This window comes from Escherichia sp. WS1450 (assembly GCF_046487395.1).
In the GTDB taxonomy this organism is placed as follows: Bacteria; Pseudomonadota; Gammaproteobacteria; order Enterobacterales; family Enterobacteriaceae; genus Escherichia; species Escherichia coli.
This window is the reverse complement of sequence record NZ_JBJQJO010000062.1, coordinates 1-5,729: the sequence shown is the minus strand read 5'-3', so window position 1 is coordinate 5,729 and position 5,729 is coordinate 1. Positions and strand designations below refer to the sequence as shown.

5 protein-coding genes and 2 pseudogenes are annotated in these 5,729 nt (G+C 57.8%); all 7 read right to left on the bottom strand.

The genetic code is table 11. The annotated features are described in order from the left end of the window. Nucleotides 1–720, bottom strand: a pseudogene (locus ACJHYR_RS26675) (host specificity protein J); the annotation flags it as partial. A 60-nt stretch (nucleotides 721–780) separates the two neighbouring features. Continuing rightward, on the bottom strand, nucleotides 781–1,353 hold the full coding sequence (locus tag ACJHYR_RS26670) for a tail assembly protein (RefSeq protein WP_053294427.1): 573 nt from the start codon (nucleotides 1,351–1,353) through the stop codon (nucleotides 781–783). Beyond that, nucleotides 1,350–2,093 (bottom strand): C40 family peptidase, encoded by a 744-nt coding sequence (locus tag ACJHYR_RS26665; protein ID WP_103026206.1) that lies wholly within the window; start codon nucleotides 2,091–2,093, stop codon nucleotides 1,350–1,352. Before ACJHYR_RS26665 ends, ACJHYR_RS26670 begins: the two co-directional genes overlap by 4 nt. Before the next feature lie 4 nt (nucleotides 2,094–2,097). After that, on the bottom strand, nucleotides 2,098–2,796 hold the full coding sequence (locus ACJHYR_RS26660) for a phage minor tail protein L (protein ID WP_021522378.1): 699 nt from the start codon (nucleotides 2,794–2,796) through the stop codon (nucleotides 2,098–2,100). Further along, complete coding sequence (locus ACJHYR_RS26655) at nucleotides 2,796–3,125, bottom strand: phage tail protein (RefSeq protein ID WP_000847401.1); 330 nt, start codon at nucleotides 3,123–3,125, stop codon at nucleotides 2,796–2,798. Before ACJHYR_RS26655 ends, ACJHYR_RS26660 begins: the two co-directional genes overlap by 1 nt. Continuing rightward, nucleotides 3,122–5,671, bottom strand: a complete 2,550-nt coding sequence (locus ACJHYR_RS26650) for a phage tail tape measure protein (protein WP_271306338.1) — start codon at nucleotides 5,669–5,671, stop codon at nucleotides 3,122–3,124. The genes ACJHYR_RS26655 and ACJHYR_RS26650 overlap by 4 nt, the downstream gene beginning before the upstream one ends. After that, nucleotides 5,664–5,729, bottom strand: a pseudogene (locus tag ACJHYR_RS26645) (phage tail assembly protein T); the annotation flags it as partial. The gene ACJHYR_RS26650 and the pseudogene ACJHYR_RS26645, both read right to left, overlap by 8 nt.

Here is a 5,729-nt window from a genome sequence, read left to right as displayed (position 1 = left end):
CCCGCGAAGATGATAATTACGGCTCACCTGCTGGCTGCCGAACTGTTCCGAGTCCACCTGCACGCCAACCAGTGCCGTGTTCGGGTAGCACTGTTTCACATCGATGATTTCAGTGTATGACGACCAGAGCGTTTTGTTCTGCAGCTGGTCTGTGGTGCTGTCCGGTGTCATCCTGCGCATACGGATATTAAACGGGCGCGGCGGCAGGTTACCCACCACCACCGAGGCCAGATACTGCGAGGTGGTTTTGCCCTTAATGGTGATGTCTTTTTCCGTCACCCAGCCACCGTTACGTTGTATCTGAACCAGCAGGCGGACTTCCGACGGATTCCTGTCCCCCTTTGAGGTGGTTTCCACCAGTGCCTGCACACCGAAGGTAAAGCGCAGACGGTCGATGTTTGCCGACGTGATGGTGCGGGTGATCGGCGTGTCATATTTCACTTCCGTACCCAGCACCGTCTCGGAACCGGAGGGTTCAACCCCCTCCGGCGGAGTCTGCTCCTGCTCACCTGCCCGGAACACCACCGTGACGCCGGATATATTGGCATTCCCCTCACTGTCCAGCACCGGCGTACTGTTCAGCAGCACGCTTTTTAATCCATCCACCGGACCTTCAATCGGCCCTTCACTGATGGCATCGATCACACTCAGCAGCTGCGTGGACTTCAGGTTGTCCTTTGCTTCGCGCGGGGTATGCCCCTTACTGCTGCCTTTACCCATTCCTCACGCTCCATAAACGACAAAACCGCCCGGAGGCGGTTTCACATAAAACATTTTGCATCAGCGACCAATCACCACAACCTGACCACCATCCCCTTCGTCTGCCGTGCTGATCTCCTGAGAAACCACGCGTGACCCCACGCGCATTTCACCGTACAGAACAGGCAGAACATTGCCCTGGGCAACCATGTTATCCAGTGAAGAGAAATACGTGTTCTGCTTACCGTTATCCGTGCTGGTCGCTGTGGGCGTCCGGGCTTTCGGTGCCAGCATCTGCGCCACACCACCGAGCACCATACTGGCACCGAGAGAAAACAGGATGCCGGTCATACCACCGGCCCCAATGGCTGCCCCCCATGCTGCAAGGGTGGCTCCGGCGGTAAAGAATGATCCGGCAATGGCGGCTGCTCCCAGGACAATCTGGAATACACCACCTGACTTGGCCCCGGCGACTCTGGGAACAATATGAATCACAGCGCCATCAGGCAGAGTCTCATGTAACTGCGCCGTTAATCCGGACGTGCTGACATCCTGCCCGGCAATCCGTACCTGATACCAGCCGTCGCTCAGTTTCTGACGAAACGCCGGGAGCTGTGTGGCCAGTGCGCGGATGGCTTCAGCCCCCGTTTTCACACGAAGGTCGATGCGGCGGCCAAATCGTTGTAAATCCCCGTAAAGGCAGATGCGCGCCATGCCCGGTGACGCCAGAGGGAGTGTGTGCGTCGCTGCCATTTGTCGGTATACCTCTCTCGTTTGCTCAGTTGTTCAGGAATATGGTGCAGCAGCTCGCCATCACCACAGTAAATGGCGGCATGATTCGGCACCGATGAACCAAAACAGCACAGCAGCACATCGCCCGGTTGTGCTGATGACAACGGCACCTGATACAGCCCTGTGGCCTCCAGATTATCCAGATAGAGATTCTGACCGTGACGCCACCAGTCATCCCCGCGATGAAAATCCGGCATCTCAATCCCCGCCAGATGATAAGCATCCCGGAACAGCGTGTAACAGTCCGTCACCCCGTGCTCAAAGCGCCGCCCGGTGAGATGCGGCACACAGCGGAACTTATGAATCGCCCCCCGGCAAACCAGCCACCACGGCAAATCACTCTGCACCTGCAGCCGCCGGTCAGCCTCACTCAGCCAGGGCAGACCACCGGGGTGGCTGTGGACCAGCGCCACAATCTCACCCTGCATTTCTGCCTGCAGCCAGTCCTCCGGAGCCATCCGGAAATACTCCTCCGGCTCACCGGAGATATTCACGCAGGGGAAATATCTTTCCCCCTCCGGCGTGCTTACCACGAAGCCGCACGACTCCGCTGGCGCACATCGCCGGGCGTGCGCCAGAATCGCTGATTCTGTCTCTGTCATGGGATTACTGCGAAAGTTTGTTAATGGAAAGGAAGCCGCCAAAGTTGCCGACGTTATTGCGGAACTTACAACCGCTCAGGCATTTGCTGCATTTATCCTTCGTGATATCGGACGTTGGCTGGTCATATTCATCCGCGACCGCCGGACCGTGATAACCGCACTCATCGCCGCGATAGGTCCAGGTGCAGGTGTTGGCCAGCATGATACGTCCCGGAAAAACAGCGCCGTCCGTTTCCGTCGGTGTGGACAACACAAAGGAGGCACTGACCGCACTCAGTTCGCTGCACTGCTCGATGCGCCAGCGGCTGATCACCTCCTGCTCCGGATCGGCGTCGCTGTTTCCGTTGACGAAGTTCACCGCATCCAGAAAACGGGCGTAAACCTTACGCCTGACCACCGTTCCGCCGACCAGACTCTGCAGGTCTTCCGCCATCCCCGTGACCATGCCGTGCAGGTTAGAAACCGTCAGTGTCGGACGGGCAGCACTGCCCTTGCCGTTCATCTCAAATCCACTCCCCTGAATGGGATAGGCCTGATACTGCCGACTCTGCCAGGTGACAGACTCTCCTTTCTCGTTCTGCTCATTGCAGAAAAAGTAGCGATCCCCGCCTACCTCGGTCAGGTCGATTTCCCAGAGCACCACGCTGGCCGACTGCTCCGCACGGGTGCATTCATTCAGTGTTTCCTGCCGGATATCCTGCATCAGTTCACCACCTGTTTAAACTCTGCGCTGAACTCAACACGCAACATACTGACCTGCGACGACCATTTTGCGCAGGTCACCTTTATCTGCCTGTAACCATAAGGCGGCGTCCACAGAAAGGCCTTCCAGCCCCCGTGCTCAGCCAGAAACGACTCCAGCGCCGTGGCCTCCTCACGGGAGACAGACAGCGTCACGCTGTACGTTTTCAGGTCAGCGTTCAGCCCGGCAGGCGCACGCTGGGAATAGCCATCACCAAAGCGCACCTCCCTGACGGAAGGAGCCGATGTCACATCCATACCGGGTTTCACTTTCCAGCGGAAGGTCTTCATCGTCCACCTCCGGAGAACAGGCCACCATCACGCATCTGTGTCTGAATTTCATCACGGGCACCCTTGCGGGCCATGTCATACACTGCCTTCAGCATCTGTGGACCTGGCAGACCATTCGTACCGTCGTTCTGAATCACCACGTTGTTGTTCTGCTCAAATCTGATACCCTCTGAACGCCGCATTTGCGCCGGACTTCCGGTGCCACCGACATAACCACCGGTGGCATAGCCGCGCATCAGCCGGTAAAGATTTCCTACGCCAATCCGGCTGGTTGCCTCCTTCGTGAAGACAAATTCACCACGGTGAACAATCCCCGCTGGCTCATATTTGCCGCCGGTTCCCGTAAACCCTCCGGTCGCAAAATGGAATTTCGCCGCAGCTGCCTGAATGGCTGTACCGCCTGACGCTGATGCGCCGCCGCCAATGGCGCTGCCTATACTTCCGACAATCCCCACCATTGCCTGCTTAAGCAGAATTTCTGTCATCATGGACAGCACGGAACGGGTGAAGCTGCGCCAGTTCTGCTCACTGCCGGTCAGCATCGCCGCCATATTCTGCGCAATACCATCAAAGGTCTGCGTGGCAGCACTTTTAACCTGCGACATACTGTCCGTGGCACTCTCTTTCCACTCGCTCCAGCCGGACTTGAGGCCAGCCATCCAGCTCCCGCGAAGCAGGTCTTCAGCTGCCCAGGTCTTTTTCTGCTCTGACATGACGTTATTTAGCGCCAGCGGATTATCGCCATACTGCTCCTTCAGACGCTGTTCCGTGGCGTCCCGCGCTGCCTGCCGGTCAGTAAGCCCCCGGTTTTTCGCCTCAATGGCTGCCCGTTTTGCCCGTTGTTGCTGTGCGAACTTATCCGCCTGCTGCGCCAGCGCGTTCAGGTGCTCCTGATACGTGACCTTATCGCCAAGTACAGCCAGCTGGCGTTTGTACTCCAGCGTCTCATCTTTATGCGCCAGCAGGGATTTCTCCTGTGCGGATAGCTGGCGACGTTGTGCCGCCTCCTCCAGTACCGCGAACTGATTTTCCGCCTTCCACAAATCCCGGCGCTGCTGGCTGATTTTCTCATTCGCTCCGGCATGCTTCTCCAGCGTCCGGAGTTCTGCCTGAAGCGTCAGCAGGGCAGCATGAGCACTGTCTTCCTGACGATCGCCCGCAGACACCTTCACGCCGGACTGTTTCGGCTTTTTCAGCGTCGCTTCATAATCCTTTTTCGCCGCCGCCATCAGCGTGTTGTAATCTGCCTGCAGGATTTTCCCGTCTTTCAGTGCCTTGTTCAGTTCTTCCTGACGGGCGGTATATTTCTCCAGCGGTGTCTGCAGCCGTTCGTAAGCCTTCTGCGCCTCTTCGGTATATTTCAGCCGTGATGCTTCGGTATCGCTCTGCTGCTGCGCATTTTTGTCCTGTTGACTCTGCTGTTCAGCCTTCTTTCGGGCGGCTTCAAGCGCAAGACGGGCCTTTTCACGATCATCCCAGTAACGCGCCCGCGCTTCATCGTTAACAAAATAATCATCCTTGCGCAGATTCCAGATGTCGTCCGCTTTCTTAAACGCAGCCTCTGCCTTAATCAGCATCTCCTGCGCGGTATCAGGACGACCAATATCCAGCACCGCATCCCACATGGATTTGAATGCCCGTGCTGTCCTGTCTGCCCAGGTTTCCAGCGTGCCCATGTTCTCTTTCAGGCGTCGGGTCTGGTCATCAAACCCTTTCGTTGCGGCCTCGTTCGCCGCCTGCAATGCCCCGGCTTCATCGCCGGAACGCTGCAACTGAGCAACATACGCAATCTGCTCCGCCGTCACGTTATGGAACTGGCGCGCCATCGCCGTCAGCCCCGACGTCGGGTCAGTGGTCAGCTTCCCGAAGGCTTCAGCGACCTTGTCCACCTCCACGCCGGATGCAGAAGAGAAACGCGCCACACTCTGGCTGATGGACGCAATCTGAGCCTCACCGCTTACCCCCGCCTTAACCAGTGCACTGAGTGACTCGCTGGTCTGGTTAAACGTCAGCCCTGCCGCCTGCCCGGCTCTGGACAGGACCAGCATACGATCTGCCGTCAGACCCGACTGATTACCGGAAAGGACCAGCGTTTTGTTGAAATCGGACAGGGTTGAGTTACCCTGATACCAGGCATACGCCAGCGCACCGGTCGCCACCGCCAGCGAGGTGGCCCCGACCATCGGCAGGGTGATCGCACCGGCAAGCCCCCGGAACATGGGGATCATCCCGCCGAAGGAGTCCTTAACCTGACCACCCTGTTGCAGCAGGATCAGCCACGGGCTTTGCCCGCCTGCAAGCTGCGTAGCCACGTCGGTGAACTGTGCAGGCAGCATACGCATGGCGGCTTTATACTGCCCGACGGAAATCCCCGCTTTCTGTGCAGCCAGCACCTGTCGGCTCAGCGACTGTTCAACGACTGCCGCTGTTTTTTTCGCATCAGTTTCCGTACCGGAAAAATGACGCCTGACTCTGGCCATCTGCTCGTCAAATCTGGCCGCATCCAGACTTAAATCAACGACCAGATCGCCTACCGGTTCAGCCATACCGGACTCCTCCTGCGATCCCTTCTGATACTGTCATCAGCATTACGTCATCCTCCGT